A 15,970-nucleotide genomic window follows, 5' to 3' on the forward strand; every position below is an offset into this window, starting at 1 on the left:
TAGAAATTCAGTTATCTGAATTTCTTCCTTTAGCAGTTCACATGAAGAACTTTTTAATGCTATGGGAGTATAAAATTTTCATCGTAGAAGACATTGAATAAGCTTTAAAACGGCTTTATTTATAAATATTAGCTGTTTTTAGCGAAATGAACGTCTTCCTAGATGAAAATTCTATGCAACCAAGAGCATTAAAAACGGTCGTAATATTTCTAGAAGTAGTCATATTCTAAATCACTTAAGTATAAATATATATTAGTATAAAATATACGAATGTACAAAAAGTGGTGGAGGGGTTAATCATGGATAAGTTATATTATTGTAAGGATTGCAAAAGGATATTAAAAGATTCAGAGAAATGTGAGTACTGCAATAGCAATAATTTAAAAGAGCTTACTTACGGAGCACCAGTAAATATTATAGGAAGTAAATTAAAAGGTAAGGTATTAAAAATTAAAAATGATCTAGTAAAGCTTTTAATAAGAGATGAAAACAATCAAACATACATTAAAGAATATGGGTTTGACAAATTAAAAAAGGTACTTTAATAACAGTCACCAATCGCTAATCTTCACATGTCTAGTAAAAAACAGGTTAATGATTAGTGATTAGCGACTAGAGATTAAATAAAAAGTTGCGTAAGCAACTTTTTATTCTTTGTTTTCTGCTTTAAATGGCAGTATTTGTTTTAGTGCAGTAAAGGATGATAAATTAAACTTTAATTTTTTAATTTCTCCGTTATCCACATACTCCAGTATAGTACCTGCAAAACTTTCATTATCTTCTTCATAGAATCGAACAATATTTTCTATATCTATTGCTAATGGAGTTATATACACAAATAAGTTATCTAATAGATGAAGCTTTTCATCTTGAATCCATACAAATACATGTCGTCCGTCTTTTAGTTTCCCCTTTTGTACATGCTTATGGTATCCTTTTGCTTCCTTTTTAAATCCTTCAAGATAATTCCCTAAAAAAACTTTTCCGTTATCTTTTAAAAAATCTAAAAGAGCATTATTATAAAATAAATTTTGATTTTGTTTTATATTGTTTAAAGCAACAAAAAAGGATTTTCTCATTTTAGAATTTTCATCTAAAACATCTGAAAGATTTTTATTTTTATAATTTAATTCGTGGAAGTTAAATTCCTTAAGCTCTTTATTTATTTGATTATCTAGTAAATCTGAACCGCCTAAATACAATGTTACAAAAGCATCCTTAGGAATAAAGCATTTATTAAATTCATCTTCATGTTTACTAAGTAAGTTCGATAGGCTTTGAATAATTTTATCATCAACAGTTTTTTTACCAAAGAATAGCATTAAATCAGCTCCTACGTTTAATATTAGTATAATGCTTATATTATATATATTTTTGAGAAAACTTGCAATTTTTTAAATACAAGTTTTTCTTTACAATGTGGTAACTATTAAATAAAAATGTGCTATAATACGATATAACGATAAAAAATATTTAGAAAATATTTGAAATTTTGCCTGCGATAGTGTAAAATATTCATAATTTATCATACTAAAGTATATGGAGGGATAAAAATGGCTAAAAATATAGTAAAGCCTTCAATACTGCCAGGATTTATGGAGTTGCTTCCTGCAGATCAAATACTTTTTAATAAAATGATGGATACTATAAGACATAACTATGAAAAGTGTGGCTTCATTCCATTAGATACTCCAACTATAGAAAAATCTGAAATACTTCTTGCCAAGGGTGGTGGAGAAACAGAAAAGCAGATATACAGATTTACCAAAGGGGATACAGATTTATCTTTAAGATTTGATTTAACTGTGCCACTAGCAAGATATGTAGCGCAGCATTTTTCCGATTTGACTTTCCCTTTTAGAAGATATCATATGTCAAAGGTATATAGGGGAGAAAGAAATCAAAAGGGACGTTTTAGAGAGTTTTATCAATGTGATATAGATATAATAGGAAATGGGAAATTAAACGTAATAAATGATGCAGAAATCCCAAGTGTTATATATTCTACATTTAAGGAACTTGGTTTTGAAGATTTTACTATACATATAAATAATAGAAAAGTATTAAATGGCTTTTTTGCATCCTTAAATGTTGATAATAAGGCAGAAATCTTAAGAACTATAGATAAGCTTGATAAAATAGGAATGGATGCAGTAATAGAAGAGCTAAAGTCTTTAGGTTTAGATGAGGAAAGAGTAAATAAGATAATAGGGTTTATACAAATAAAGGGCAGCAATGATGAGATGTTAAAATCCTTAGAAGAACTTAATATAGAAAATGATGAGTTTAAAGAAGGATTAAAAGAATTATCTCAAGTTGTATATTATATAAGATGTTTTAAAGTTCCTGAAAATAACTTTAGCATAGATTTAACTATAGCAAGAGGTCTTGATTATTATACAGGTACCGTATATGAGACTATACTAAATAATTATCCTAAAATAGGAAGTGTGTGTTCCGGTGGAAGATATGATAACTTAGCAGAATACTATACTGAGCAAAAGCTTCCAGGAGTAGGAATATCTATAGGCCTTACAAGATTATTTTATCAGCTAAGAGAAGCTAATATAATAGGAGAAAATGCTTCATCAACTTTATCACAAGCACTTATTATTCCTATGGGAGATGAGTGTATAGAACATTCTATAAAGGTTGCTAGTGATTTAAGAGAAAATGAAATAGTATGTGAAATTTATTTTGAGGATGGTAAGGTAGGTAAAAAGTTCGGTTATGCGGATAAGCTTAATATACCTTATGTAATACTTATAGGTTCTGATGAAATAAATCAAAATAAGATTACACTAAAAAATATGAGCACAGGCGAACAGCAAACTATTACTATTGATGATGCCATGAGTATAATTAATAATAAATAATAATTTTTGATAAAGGCCAGCTTTAAGCTGGCCTTTATTAATTTGACTTAAATTCTTAAGTGTATTATCATAAAATTTTGTTATATAATATAATTATAGTAAAATTTTACATAAGTTAATGATTGGAGGCATACTAGAGTGGCAATACATCCAGAAGAATTACAAGGTGAAAAGGAAAAGCTAGAAGAAACAAAAAACTGGATTAAAGATGAAATAAAATATTTAGAAGGTAATGTTAAAGAGTTTAATGAAAAGGTTCAAAAGCTTAAAAAAGAATCTAAAGGTAAATATAGCTTTGAACTTGATACTGCAATTCATATTCAAGAAGCAAATAAAGAAAAGGTAAAAAATTACAAAGAAGTAAAAGGAGCACCATATTTTGCAAGGATAGATTTTAGAGAAAGACTTAGGGATGCAGAAAGTTTTTATATAGGTAAAATTGGATTAAATGATGAAAAAGAGCAAGAAGAAAAGGTAATAGATTGGAGAGCCCCAATTGCAGATTTGTATTATAGTGGTACTGAAGGAAAGAGCTCTTACTATGGTCCATATGGGGAAATTGAGGGGGAATTATCTTTAAAGAGAAAGTTCTTAATAAAGGGTGGTAAAATTAGGGATGCCTTTGATGAAGGAGCTAATCAAATCATATTAAAGGTAAGTGAAAATGGTGAAGAAGCTCTTCAAGATGAATTTTTAAGAATAAATTTGGAAGAAAGTGCAAATAAAAAACTTAAAGATATAGTTGCTACAATACAAAAAGAGCAAAATGACATAATAAGAAGTGAAAAGAATAGGTCACTTATAGTGCAGGGGTCAGCAGGTTCGGGTAAAACTACTGTGGCACTGCATAGACTTGCATACCTTTTATATAAGTACAAGAAAAATATCACTGGTGAAGATGTGCTTGTAGTTGCACCTAATAATTTATTCTTAGATTATATATCGGAAGTGCTTCCAAACCTTGGGGCAGGGAAGGTAAATCAGTTCACATATGAAGAACTTGCTTTAAAGATATTAAAAACTAAACTTGAAGTATATAATAAAGATAAGAAACTTGCTTATGTAATTGAAAACAACATGGTTAAAGAAGCAGAGTTTATAACCACAGTAAGTAAGGTGAAGGGAAGTATTCTCTTTAAAAATGTAATTGATAGATATATAAAATATATTCAATTGAATAATTTAGATTATGAAGACATAGAGGTTTGTGAATACACTCTTTTTAGAGGAAGAGATATAAAAAAGTTATTTTTAGAGGGATTAAAGCATCTTCCTATGGAACAAAGAAAAAAAGAAATAAACAGTTACTTTAATAAACAGCTAGATGGGAAAGTAAAAAACATACATGCAATAATTGATGCGCAATATGAATTTCTATTTAAAGAATTAAGAGAAATGCCTGAAGGGGAAGAAAAGAGAAATCAAATTAAAGCAGCATATGAAGAAAGAGATAATTTGAAGGGAAAAATTAAAGCAGATAGTAAAAAGATAATAAAAAATTACTTTAGTGATTTAGGTAAAATAAATATAAATAAAGTATACTTAGGTTTATTTGAAGAAGAAATTTATGAAAAGCTTACAGAAGGTAAAATCCCTAAAAATATTTGGGAAGAAATGAAAAAAGAATCAGAAGGAAACTTTGAGAAGGGTTTTGTAGATAGTGATGATTTAGCCGCTCTTTTATATTTGAAATTTAATTTAGAGGGAGTAAGTGAAGAAGATAAGTTTAAGCACATTGTAGTAGATGAAGCTCAGGATTATAGCTTGTTTCAATTATATGTTTTAAAGTCTATGGTATCAAATAATTCATTTACAATAGTTGGAGATACAGGCCAAAGCATTTATTATTATAAGGGAATAGATGATTGGAAAAGACTCATTGAATTTGTATACGATGGAGATGCAAATTATGTGGCATTATCTCAAAGTTATCGTTCTACAGTTGAAATAGTTAATTTTGCAAATATAGTACTTAAAAAACAGCAAAATAGCTTGAAGCCAGCCCAACCAGTATTAAGGCATGGAATGATACCGGAAATTATTAAGTATGATGATTATAATGGATTCGTAGATATAATCCAAAGCATTGAAAATAAAATGAACGAAGAAAACAGAAAAACCATTGCACTTATAGGAAAGGATTCACAGGAATGTGAAAATATAAAAAATATGTTTGATATGCATGGCATAGAGGGATGGAAGCTTATAAATGAAGAGGATAAAAGAGTAAATTCAGAAAAGATAATAATTCCATCTTATATGACCAAGGGACTGGAGTTTGATTGTTCAATAATTATAAATGGAAATGATGAAAACTATAAAGAAGATGAGTTGGATAAAAGACTCTTATATGTTGTCCTTACAAGGGCTCTTCATAATGAGTATGTTTTATATAGTGGAAATTTGACAACTTTACTTAAGGAGTAGTGGTTGTTATGAAAAAATCTAAGAATAAAACATTGTCCACAGTATCTACTATAATTGCAGGATTAATTGTTATTAGTTCTGCAAGTTATGGGGGGAAAATAATTACCTATATAAATGGGGGATATAAATATGGTTATAGATTATTTCCGCCTATTATATTCCTGGCAATAAGTTTTTTATTTATACAAGAAATGAATATAAGAATGGCAAAGGTAACTGGTAAAAGTTTTGCAGATCTTATAAGGGAATGGTATGGAGCAAAACCGGCGTTTTTTGCTATGATTATGGTTTTGATATCAAGTATATTTTTGACTATTTCAAGCTTTGGATCATGCTTGATAGGTTTAGACCTTATGGGTATAAATAAGTATATAGCTATAATCATAATTTCTATATTCATATGGCTTACGATAGCTAAGAGATACTATGGAAGTGCTCAAAATATATTTTTTTTATTAAGCATTATATTTATTATATATATAATTTCAGCAGTTGATTTTAATAATTCAAGTAAAGTTATAATTAATTCTATGCAAAACATAGATTTTTGGCAAAGTGATTATATATACTATTGTTTAAGTATAATAGGAGCTTCCATTCCAATTTACATGATATTTCATCTTCAATCTTATTTAGTTCAGGAAGATTTGAGTCTGAAGGAATATGGAGAACAAAAAATAGGTATATATATAGGGATTTTAATAATGTTTTTAATGACGTTACTTATTATGATTGTAGGGATTGAAAGTTTTCAAAGGGGAGGAGAAATTGCCATAAGTGATAAGAATCTAGGGGAGATTTTTATAAAGGCCTTTGGAAAGTATGCTAAATATATATTTGGTATGGGAATATTAAGTTTTGCAATTATAACATTAGCATTAATCCCATTAGCTGCAACCCTTGCAATATGTGATGCTTTTGCATTAGAAAATGGATTTGAAAAAAGTTGTAAAGAAGCGCCACTATTTTATATAATATTTACATTTATTCTAGTTATAAGTGGGGTTTTTGTTTTGTTAAGTAAGAATTCTCTTGTAAATTTGGTAATTTTAGCTCAAGCTTTAGCCTCTATGATAGTGCCTGTAATTCTTATATATATGATTATAATAACAAACAACAGTGAGATTATGGGGAAAGAAGTAAATAAGCCAATACAAAATATAGTTGTATGGTTTACGGTGATAAGTATAGTAGTGTTTTTTATAGCTTTAATCATATATAAAATTATGGCGATGTTTTAAAAACATCGCCATAATTTTATTCAACTAATTTATTTTCTTTATACATTTGTCTAATGTCCTTAAACCACACTTTAAGTAAAGCATAAAGCGGTACTGCAATAAATGCCCCAATAAATCCAAATACAGATATTGCAATCATTATCACAAATATTATAGTTAATGGATGAATTTTAAGTCTATTACCCATTATATTAGGAGTTATAAAATTACCCTCTATCTGTTGAACTACGATAGATACAATTAATATTTTTACGAGCATAGGGAAATTTCCCATAGATAGTGATATTAAAAAAGCAGGAAGTATTCCAAGTATAGGACCTAAAAATGGGATTATAGAAGTAATTATTGCAAATATAGCAAGGAATAAAGCATTTTCCATACCAATAATCAAATATCCTATATACATAAATACTCCTATAACTAAAGCGGCTACTAATTGGCCTGCTATATAATCTGAAAGTACCTTATCGGTATCTCTTATCAAGTCTTTTATATTTTCTTTACGCTTTTCAGAAAATAAGTTTATGAAAATGTTGGTGAATTCATCATCATCCTTTAAGAAATAAAAGAGCACAAAAGGAACTAGTATTATTTTACTTCCTATATCTGCAATGTTAGAAAATATATTTACTACATTGTTACTTAAATGTACTAAAGCAGTTTGCAAGAATGAGGTTGCTTTTTGTTGTATATCCTCAAGATTAAGTGAAGGTATTTGAAATTTATTATTTATAATATCGCTAGGATTTCCTATATTTTTAATTTGGTTAGATATATTATTAAGCGATGTACTTAAGCTAGTTATAATAGTATTGCTGCTATAACTAAATAATAAGGATATAGTAAGGATAAAAAGCAGTACAACTATTGTTACAGACAAATTCTTTTTGAATTCATTTTTAACCAAAAATCTTACAGACGGTCTTAGCATATAATAAAATAATAGTCCTATCAAAATAGGAATGAGGACAGTACCTATGATTTTCTCTCCTAAGTTTAATATAAATGTTAATTTGCCAAATAAATAAATTATGGCAAGTGTGAGTAAAACTTTTGTAAGTGATTTAATAAGTTTATCTTGAAACAAATAAAAACATCCTTTCAATATGCGTGATAGTTTATACTCTTGTATTTGATTATCCTTGAGCTTAGTTTTTTATAAGTTCTGAATAGTATCACAAAAGACTGTTGTAAAATTATACATAAAAATAAAGTTTACCATCTTGCACAGAAGAATTTATTTTACCATTATTATAAAGATAAGATAAAAAAGAGCTTACTGCAGATAGATTTAGGTGATATTGTCTAAATTCCATATCTAAGTTATTTAAAAGAGCTAGGTTTTCTAAAACATCTTCTTTAGATAATGGTTGATCTAATAATTCCAATATATCATTTAAATATTTATTTATATTTTCTATGTTCTTTTCAGCTAATTGAGTTATTTCTAACTTTTCATAAGTTTTATCACTATGTCCTATTACAAAATAATCTGCATCTATCTCTTTTATAAAGTTTAAGGTATTTAAGCTTTCCTCTATATCATATAAGTATGGTAGGGAATATTTATCTATTGTGGTATCACTAAAGAGTGAGTCACCTAAGAAACATACCTTTTCAGGAGTAATAATTCCAATTTGTTCTATCGAATGCCCTTTAAGAGAAATTACTTCAAGCTTCTCATCATTTATTTTGGTTGTTCCATATTCAAGTAAAAAGTCTATAGATAAAGATTTATTACTTTTATCTAAACCTTTAAAAGGATTTCCAGTGGAAAGTATGGAAGCGTGAAGTTCCTGGTTCTCCATAAATAGTTTTTCTTTTAAAGAAGAATAAACTAGGCATCCAGGATAATTATTTTGAAAATATGTATTCCCACCACAATGATCCAAATGGCTGTGGGTGTTTATTATATATTTAGGATGAAGGCCATTTTGTACTAGTATCTCATCCACTTTTTTTGTAGAAGAATTATTCATGCCTGTATCTACTAAAAGACAGTTTTTATTTTTAAATACGTAAACTCCAATATTAGTAGGGGCATTTATGTAATAAGTGTTACCCTTAATCTTACTAAGTTCCATAGTTCTCAGCTCCTTACATGATGTATAAAAATTTCTAATTATAATGTTATATCTAATATATCATTTATGTATTGATATGTAAATTTGCAGTATTTAAAATGCATAGTAACTTTATAAAATCTATAATGAAATTAGTCATATAAACTTCATTATAGAATATATTTATTGTATAACTAGAAATTTAAAATTGGTGAAAGAAATAGTAATGTTCAATCTTGAAAAATATTACATTAATTCTTGAAGTTGTAATTGAAATAAGTTATTATATAAATATAAACATATAAAAGTTAAATAATTAAAAAGATATGTTTTACTGCTTAGTTTATTTGATGCCTAAAGCATTTGCCGTAAACGAAGTCCAGTAGATGATTTATTCATTTACTGGACTTTTTATATTGTTAAACACCTAAATAATAAATAAATGCATTTAATTTAAAATGCATTTATTTAAATAATATAACTAAGGGGGTATTTATATGTTATTTGGAATTTCACCTTTGTTTGCGCTTATACCACTAATACTTTATATAGTGCTGGCTTTTAAGGACATTAATCCAATCCTAAATGTATTACTATGTGTTATTATTACAGGTATTCTAACAAATAAACCTTTATTAGGTATGGGTGCAGTGATTGGAGAATCATTAGGATCCTTCCTTGGATTAATAGGGTTTATAATTATGTTAGGCTCTGCGCTAGGGGCAATCTTGAAAAAGACAGGTGTTGCTGAAAACTTAGTAAGAACAGTTATGAGAAAGATAGGAATAAATACAGAAAAAAGAGCTATATTAGCATCTATGATTGCTTCTATGGTGTTAACTGCTTTACTTGGAACTTTGGCAGGAGCAAATGCAATTATAGCACCAATAGTAATACCATTAGTAGCAGTTATTGGAATTACCCCATCTTCTTTATCAGCAGTGCTTATGGGAGCAGGACTAACAGGAATGTTTATAGGACCTTTTTCACCACAAGTTGTTACTATAATGGGACTAACTAGGCTAAGCTATGTAGAGTACTTAATATCTGCTGGATTGCCTGTAACAGTAGTATGCTTAATAGTAACTTATATCATGGCTAATAAAATTCAGAAGGATACAAAGGGCATATATGTTTATGAAAGTACTGAGAATATTGATATTAACGAAAAGGCAGGAGAAAACGCTAAGCGAGCTACCTATGGTTTTTTAATCACATTAACTCTTTTAATAGTTTATGGTATTTATGTAAAAAGTGGAGCTTCCTATGCCATAGTTGTAATGTTTACTACAGCAGTTATAACAGGAGTTACAGGAAAGTTAAGCTTAAATGAAATATTTGATACGTTAGTTGAAGGGGCATCGCGTATGATGTGGCTGTTTATAATGTTTATATTATTTAATCCTTTCATAACTTTCATAGAAGAATCAGGAGCTTTTAAATCATTAGTAACCTTGCTAGAACCATTATTAGGCTCAGGAAATAAGATAGTTTTTTCCTTAGTTTCTACTTTAACTGGAATTTTTGGAATAGGAGGAGCCGCTGTAGCTCAATCGGTAGTAATGGACAAGATGTTCAATGGATTTGTACAAGATTTAGGAATGTCAACTGGCTTGTGGGCAATGATTTTACTAGTTGGTTCTCAAATAACTTCCTTTGCATATCCAGAGGCAGATATGTTAGGACAAATGGGACTTGCTAGATCAAAAGACTTGAAGAATATGGTTAAGTTTGGGGTTATTGTTGTTATAGCTAATGTTTTACTTATATTTATAAGAGCTTTCTTTGGTTAAGGAGGAAAATATAATGGAGTTAAAGAATAACATTGAAAATATAATTAGCAATTCTAATGGAAATATAGCAGTTGCGTTAAGGATGATGAATGATAAATCTACAATAATGATAAATGAAAATATGATATTTCCTTCTGCTAGTACTATTAAGCTAGTAATAATGTCAACCCTTATGAGAGAAGTAAAAGAAGGTAGAATGTCACTAAATGATAGAATCAAGCTGCTAAATTGTTCAAAGTGTGGAGGGGATGGAATATTAAAGGAATTAGAAGAAGGACATTCATTTACTTTAAAGGAAATTGTAACCTTAATGATTATACTAAGTGATAATACAGCAACCAATATATTAATTGATATGTTGGGAATGAAAAAAGTAAATGAAGAAGCAGAAAGATTAAAACTATATAATACTCAATTAAGAAGAAAGATGATGGATTCAGTTGCAGCAAAAATGGGAAGAGAAAATGTAACAACAGCTAAAGACTTATGTAGTATACTGGAAAGTATTTATGAAAGAAAATTAGTAAGTGAAGAATATAGTGAAATAATGCTCGATACATTAAAAAGGCAGCAAGTTGGAGGAAGATTAAATTTATATTTACCGGAAGATTTAGTAATTGCTCATAAAACAGGTGATTTAGACAAACTAGAACATGACGTAGGAATAGTATTTCATCCAAAGGATAATTATATAATTTGTGTATTAACTAAGAAGGTAGATACAAACAAGGAAGGAAGAGAAATTATAGGAAAGATATCACATGAGGTTTATAAAAGTATAGAAGGAATTTAATAAGCTGATAGGTTCATAGTGTTTGTTTAAAATATTCAATTAATTCTTGAAATTACAATCAAGATAGATTATAATAAAAATATAAACACTGATACACAAATAATTAAATTAAATATATTTTACTGCTTAGTTTATTTAGGTGCCTAAAGCATTTGTCGTAGACGAAGTCCAGTAGATGAGTTACTCATTTACTGGACTTTTTATATTTAAAATATCTAAATAATAAGTTTAAAAAGTTAGGAAGTGATAATTTTGACACAATTAGATAAAAAAATAGAAGAAATGAAGGATGAAATCGTAAGAGAAGTACAAAATGTAGTAAAAATTAAAAGTGTAGAGGAAAATCCCCAAGATGGAATGCCATTTGGAGAAGGAGTATATAAGGCGTTGAATTATACTTTAAAACTAGCTAGTGATATGGGACTTAAAACTAAAAATATGGACAACTTTGTTGGATATGCAGAATACGGTGAAGGTGAAGAAATGATAGCAGTGCTTGGACACTTAGATGTAGTACCTGAAGGTGACGGTTGGAAATATCCACCGTATGCAGCGGAAATTCATGATGACAAAATTTATGGAAGAGGTACTATTGATAATAAAGGGCCACTTATAGGAGCACTATATGCGTTAAGAGCCTTAAATGAGCTAAGACTTCCAATAAGTAAGAGAATAAGAATAATATTTGGTACTAATGAGGAGACGGGAAGTAATTGCATTAAGTATTACCTAGATAAAGGGGAAGAAATACCAGTAGCAGGATTTACTCCAGATGCAGAGTACCCTATAATAAATGGAGAAAAAGGGATTATAACTTGTAAATACGAAAGAGATATATGTACAGACGGAGATGTAAAAATAGAATGTATAAAGGGTGGCATTGCACCAAATGTAGTTCCGGATTATGCAGAAGTGGTTATAAGTGCTCCTAAAGATAAATTAGAATGTATTAAGAAACAAGTATTAGGCAAAGATGGCTTTGAAGTTGAAGTTAAAGATGGAGAGGATTTAAAAATTAAATCTTATGGGGTATCAGCTCATGGAAGTACCCCAGAAAAGGGTAAAAATGCAATTTCAAATTTATTAATTCTATTAGAAGAATTTGATATAGATGGGGATATGGGAGAGGTTATAAGGTTTATAAATAAATATATAAATACAGAAGTAAATGGACAGTCACTAGGTGTTTATATGGAAGATGATATATCAGGAAAGTTTATATTGAATTTAGGAACAATACAGGGCAATAATAACAAAATAAGTTTTGAGTTAAATATGAGATATCCTGTCACGAAGGATTACGAAGATTTCAAACATATATTAGATGGAAAATTCAAAGAAGGTAATTTAAGACAGGTGTATTTGAGACATAAAAAGAGCTTATATGTTTCTCCGGAAACAAACTTTATAAAAAAGCTTCAAAAGGTATATGAAGCAAAGACAGGAGATGTAGCAAATCTTATATCTATAGGAGGAGGAACTTATGCTAAAGCCATGCCAAATGTAGTAGCCTTTGGTCCAATATTTAAGGGGCAGGAAATGGTAGAGCATAAGCCTAATGAATATATTGAGATAAGTCATTTAATAAAAAACACAGAAATAATGGCAGAGGCTATGTACGAATTAGCGAAGTAATAAAATTAAATTAAAATATCGACAATGTTAACAAAAAAGGAGGAGTACCTATGATAACGAAAGGTTTTACTTATGTAGCATTTTTGCTTTTCTTTGCAAGTTTGCTAGTGCTAGCAGAAAAGAAATCAAAATCTAAATTTTTTAACTATGTTCCAGCTATTGTTCTTTTATATTTTACAGCTATGCTTCTATCAACATTTGGAGTGTGGCAAAATAACAAAGAAATAACAGCAGTATATAAGGGATTAAAAGATAATCTTTTACCTGCCATGATATTCTTAATGCTTTTAAGATGTGATCTTAGAAAGATATTTAAACTAGGACCAAAGATGTTAATTGGATTTTTTTCAGCAAGTATAAGTATTATGCTTGGATTTGTAGTAACTTATGGATTGTTTAAAGGATTTTATGAGGGGGATACATGGAAGGCATTTGCAGCTCTATGTGGAAGCTGGCTTGGTGGAACTGGTAACATGGTAGCAGTACAAGGAGCCTTAAATGTATCAGATGCAAAACTTGGATATACACTGCTTATGGATTCTATAAATTATTCTATATGGGTTATGTTCTTATTATGGCTAGTATCATTTTCACCTAAATTTAATAAGTGGACAAAGTCTAATACAAAACTTATAGATGAAATAGGAGAAAAATTAAGCAAAGATAGTGAAAATATGAGAAAGGAAATAGAATTTTCAGATATTATAATTTTACTTGGATTAAGCTTATTTGTTTCTGCAATATCTCAGTATATAGGTGGAATGCTTCCACAATCAGTATTTTTCCAGGGAACTACATGGACAGTGCTTATAGCAACCTTAATTGGAGTAGTATGTGCTATGACTCCTATCGCTAAGATACCAGGATCTTCACATCTTTCAAATCTTATGTTATATACAATAGTTGCATTAATAGCTTCCAGGGCAAACTTCTTAGAACTTACTCAAGCGCCTATATATATAATTTCAGGATTTGTGATTCTAGGTATACATGCAATAGTTTTAACAATTTCTGCAAAGATATTTAAGCTAGATTTATTTACATGCGGAGTTGCAAGTTTAGCCAATATTGGAGGAGTGGCATCTGCACCAATACTTGCAGCAGCTTATAGTGAAGCATTGGTTCCTATAGGGGTTCTAATGGCACTTATGGGATATATAGTAGGTACAGGTGGAGGACTTATAGTAGGAAAGATACTTTCTATAATGTAATTTATAAATCATGGGGGGAATATAATAACTATGAGAAAACTTAAATTAAGGAGTATTTTAGTTTTGGCGTGTACTGCTCTTATTTCCACTAATGTTTATGCGGCTGGAGAAAATTATGTTCAATATCAGACTAATGTACCTAAAGTTAGCGATGAGATGATGAAAGCTGACTTTTGGATAAACAATACTGAAGATCCAGATAAAATTATCATGGATAGTAAATCTATAGAAAAATATAATAAAGTAATTGAAGAAAAAGAGTCAGCAATTGTGGATCTTGAAAAATATAATGAATCATTTAAAAAGGATGAATTAAGAGAACTAATATTAAACATCAGCTCACCTGCATCTACACCTAGGTATGATTCAGAGGGTAAGCAAGCTACAGAAGTTTATTATAATAAGCTAAAAGAAAATTTAAATCTAAATGCATTACAAGAGGTTAATAAGGTCAAATATGGTATTACAGTAAAAAGAACGATTATGAAGACTTATCCAACATACGATGTATTATTTAAAGAAGGAGATAATTATGAGTTTGATAGATTAATGGAAACAGCTGTTTATCCTCTGGAACCATTAGTGATATTAAGCTATAGTAAGGATAATAAATGGATTTTTGCACAAATGTATAATTACTTAGCTTGGATACCTGCAGAAGATGTAGCTATAACCACCAAGGAAGAATTATTTGACTATATTAACACAAAGGATTTTATAGTAACTACAGGTAAGAGAGTATTTACTGTTAATAATCCATTGAATTCACAGATTTCTGAATTAAAGTTCGATATGGGAGTAAGAATTCCACTTGCTACTCAGGATGAAATTGGAGACGATATTTATGGACAAAATCCTACAGGGAATTATGTAGTTAAACTTCCTACAAGAGATAAAAATGGTATGATGTCATTAAAACTTGCTTTAATGTCTAAGTCAGAGGATGTAAATGTGGGATATATATATTATACAAAGAGAAATATATTAAACCAAGCTTTTAAACTATTAGGTGAGAGATATGGCTGGGGTGGAATGTTTAATGGAAGAGATTGTTCTGCTTTTATAATGGACATATATAGAACTATGGGATTTAAGTTACCTAGAAATACAGGAGAACAAGCTGAAATAGCTATGGCAAATGATTACAATATGCCAAAGGAAATGAAGTTAGATGAAAGACAAAGGTTATTTGATGGTATGAACACCGGAGCTGCATTATACATGCCAGGTCATGCCATGTTATACCTTGGTAAATACAATGGAGAGCACTATATGATTCACGATTTTTCAGGATTTTATAATAAAGATGAAAATGGAAAATATAAATATTACAGATCACGTCAAATTATGGTTACACCTGTAACTATAGTCTCAAGTGAAGATGGAAAAACTTATTTGGAGGAAATGACCATTGGAAAAGAGTTCATATTAGACAAGAAATAAATATTATTTTATAATATTTATTGGGGTGATTTTAATGTATAATTCTAATACGGTATATGTGGTTGGGAATTCAAAGACAAATACTGAAAATGCAATAACAACTATGTACAATTCATTTTATATTGGTTTTGTAGTAGATATAACTACAGATAAAGTAGTAGATTTAAGTTGTTCTTCTACTATAAGAACAACAGATGAATTTGTCCAAAGTCTTTTAATAGGTAAAATGTTAAATGACTATGATGAGAAGGTGGAGAGTGAAGTGAAAAGAAGGTATCATGGTTCTTCACAAAGAGCAATTTTAGTAGCATATAAAGATGGTATAAAAAAATATAGTGAAATAAAACAAAAATATTTTTAAAATTACTGCTTTGTTTAATAAGATATAGTTATTTACTACTGTATCTACCTAAATGAAATCCAGTAAAAGCAAGTTTTGTTACTTTGCTTTTGCTGGATTTTCACATTTAACTTAATTTTAGGAGGAA

Annotated in this window: 13 protein-coding genes; 10 read left to right on the plus strand and 3 right to left on the minus strand. The window is 29.1% G+C overall.

All coding sequences use genetic code 11. The features are described 5' to 3' along the window. Positions 1–299: 299 nt before the first annotated feature. Positions 300–545, plus strand: a complete 246-nt coding sequence (locus BSD9I1_RS05080) for a hypothetical protein (protein WP_035306023.1) — start codon at positions 300–302, stop codon at positions 543–545. A 102-nt stretch (positions 546–647) separates the two neighbouring features. Here BSD9I1_RS05080 and BSD9I1_RS05085 read toward each other — a convergent pair whose 3' ends face one another. Next, positions 648–1,322 carry a hypothetical protein gene (locus BSD9I1_RS05085; protein WP_186429426.1) on the minus strand — a complete coding sequence of 225 codons (675 nt, stop codon included), beginning with the start codon at positions 1,320–1,322 and terminating at the stop codon, positions 648–650. A 231-nt stretch (positions 1,323–1,553) separates the two neighbouring features. Between BSD9I1_RS05085 and hisS the strand changes: the two genes are divergently transcribed. From hisS to BSD9I1_RS05100, 3 genes are all read left to right on the plus strand, one after another. Continuing rightward, positions 1,554–2,876 (plus strand): histidine--tRNA ligase, encoded by a 1,323-nt coding sequence (hisS, locus tag BSD9I1_RS05090; protein ID WP_186429427.1) that lies wholly within the window; start codon positions 1,554–1,556, stop codon positions 2,874–2,876. A 138-nt stretch (positions 2,877–3,014) separates the two neighbouring features. Next, entirely contained in the window at positions 3,015–5,303 is a 2,289-nt protein-coding gene (helD, locus tag BSD9I1_RS05095; protein WP_186429428.1) for an RNA polymerase recycling motor HelD, read from the plus strand. Positions 5,304–5,311: 8 nt separating this feature from the next. After that, positions 5,312–6,544: an NRAMP family divalent metal transporter gene (locus tag BSD9I1_RS05100; RefSeq protein WP_186429429.1), complete on the plus strand. Its 1,233-nt coding sequence runs from the start codon at positions 5,312–5,314 to the stop codon at positions 6,542–6,544. Positions 6,545–6,560: 16 nt separating this feature from the next. On the opposite strand, the gene BSD9I1_RS05105 is transcribed toward BSD9I1_RS05100, so the two are convergent. Together BSD9I1_RS05105 and BSD9I1_RS05110 are read right to left on the minus strand one after the other, a co-directional pair. Then, the gene (locus BSD9I1_RS05105; protein WP_186429430.1) at positions 6,561–7,631 is read right to left on the minus strand and encodes an AI-2E family transporter; all 1,071 of its coding nucleotides are present in this window, start codon (positions 7,629–7,631) and stop codon (positions 6,561–6,563) included. Between the two features lie 109 nt (positions 7,632–7,740). Next, a complete protein-coding gene (locus BSD9I1_RS05110; protein ID WP_186429431.1) occupies positions 7,741–8,628 on the minus strand; it encodes an MBL fold metallo-hydrolase in 888 nt (295 codons plus the stop codon). Between the two features lie 476 nt (positions 8,629–9,104). Between BSD9I1_RS05110 and BSD9I1_RS05115 the strand changes: the two genes are divergently transcribed. From BSD9I1_RS05115 to BSD9I1_RS05140, 6 genes are all read left to right on the plus strand, one after another. Continuing rightward, the gene (locus BSD9I1_RS05115; protein WP_186429432.1) at positions 9,105–10,400 is read left to right on the plus strand and encodes a Na+/H+ antiporter NhaC family protein; all 1,296 of its coding nucleotides are present in this window, start codon (positions 9,105–9,107) and stop codon (positions 10,398–10,400) included. A gap of 13 nt (positions 10,401–10,413) precedes the next feature. Next, positions 10,414–11,193, plus strand: a complete 780-nt coding sequence (locus BSD9I1_RS05120) for a serine hydrolase (protein ID WP_186429433.1) — start codon at positions 10,414–10,416, stop codon at positions 11,191–11,193. A gap of 252 nt (positions 11,194–11,445) precedes the next feature. After that, complete coding sequence (gene pepV, locus BSD9I1_RS05125; RefSeq protein ID WP_186429434.1) at positions 11,446–12,828, plus strand: dipeptidase PepV; 1,383 nt, start codon at positions 11,446–11,448, stop codon at positions 12,826–12,828. A 50-nt stretch (positions 12,829–12,878) separates the two neighbouring features. After that, complete coding sequence (locus BSD9I1_RS05130) at positions 12,879–14,039, plus strand: DUF819 domain-containing protein (RefSeq protein ID WP_186429435.1); 1,161 nt, start codon at positions 12,879–12,881, stop codon at positions 14,037–14,039. 30 nt (positions 14,040–14,069) lie between these two features. Further along, complete coding sequence (locus BSD9I1_RS05135; RefSeq protein ID WP_186429436.1) at positions 14,070–15,482, plus strand: SH3 domain-containing protein; 1,413 nt, start codon at positions 14,070–14,072, stop codon at positions 15,480–15,482. 34 nt (positions 15,483–15,516) lie between these two features. Next, positions 15,517–15,843, plus strand: a complete 327-nt coding sequence (locus BSD9I1_RS05140) for a DUF3870 domain-containing protein (RefSeq protein ID WP_186429437.1) — start codon at positions 15,517–15,519, stop codon at positions 15,841–15,843. The last annotated feature ends 127 nt before the right edge of the window (positions 15,844–15,970 follow it).

It is taken from the genome of Clostridium sp. BSD9I1 (assembly GCF_900185645.1).
GTDB lineage: Bacteria > Bacillota > Clostridia > Clostridiales > Clostridiaceae > Clostridium_AK.